This window comes from Micromonospora sp. KC723 (assembly GCF_004348595.1).
Taxonomy (GTDB): Bacteria; Actinomycetota; Actinomycetes; order Mycobacteriales; family Micromonosporaceae; genus Micromonospora.
This window is the reverse complement of sequence record NZ_SMKD01000284.1, coordinates 1-876: the sequence shown is the minus strand read 5'-3', so window position 1 is coordinate 876 and position 876 is coordinate 1. Positions and strand designations below refer to the sequence as shown.

The 876-nt window shown below is 78.0% G+C and carries 2 protein-coding genes; both read left to right on the top strand.

Annotated features, from left to right (window positions below):
- Positions 1-252: SAV_6107 family HEPN domain-containing protein (locus tag E1165_RS28665; RefSeq protein ID WP_243705042.1), on the top strand; the 252-nt coding region annotated here is incomplete at its 5' end.
- An 83-nt stretch (positions 253-335) separates the two neighbouring features.
- Positions 336-876, top strand: a 541-nt coding sequence (locus E1165_RS28660; protein ID WP_132394799.1) for a hypothetical protein, incomplete at its 3' end; no start/stop codon positions are given.

Sequence of the window (876 nt, the reverse complement as noted above, 5' to 3'; positions counted from 1 at the left end):
ACCCCCACCCGGCGCCACCGGATCACCAGCGTCTGGGTGCTGCTCACCACGGTCGCCCCCGAGCTCGACGAGTGGGCCGCCTACTTCGCCGCCGGCGCCGGCAAGCGGGCCGCCGCCGAGGCGGGGATACCCCGGGTGGTGAGCACCCGGGAGGCCGACGACCTGCTCCGGGCCGCCGAGCAGTTCGTGGCGGTGGTGGAGACCGCCCTCGGCCTGGCCCACCAGCCCACCCTCGACGGCCGCGCGGCCTGACGACCAGGGTTCGCCATCCGGAAGCCGGAGCCGGGGCAACCCATGACCTGATCCAGCACTCACGACGACGGGGGGTTGATCCCATGGCGGGCCGCATGGTGGTCGGCTCCGCCGCACTGGCCGGTCTGGTCCGCCCGGCGAGCGCGCCGGATCCGGCCGGCGGCCACCGTACGCTCCCGGTGGCGCCCGAGCTGACCGGCCTGCTACCCCACCGAGGGCTGCGTCGGGGCAGCACGATCGCGGTCTCCGCCGGCCGGCCCCGCCGCAGCGGCGGCACCTCCCTGGTCCTGGCGCTGCTCGCCGAGGCGTCCCGGGCCGGCTCCTGGTGCGCGGTGGTCGGGGTGCCGACCTTCGGCGCGGGCGCCGCCGCCGAGCTGGGCATCGCGCTGGACCGGCTCGCCCTGGTCCCCGACCCGGGCCCCGAGTGGCCCACCGTGGTCGCCGCGCTGATCGACGGGGTCGACGTGGTGGTCACCGCCGTGCCGCAGTCCGTCTCCGCCTCGGTCGCCGGCCGGCTGGCCGCCCGCGCCCGCCAGCGCGGCTGCGTGCTCGTCCCGTACGGCCGGTGGGACGGCGCGGACGTCACCCTCCAGGTGGTCCGCGGGGTCTGGGAGGGGCTCGGGT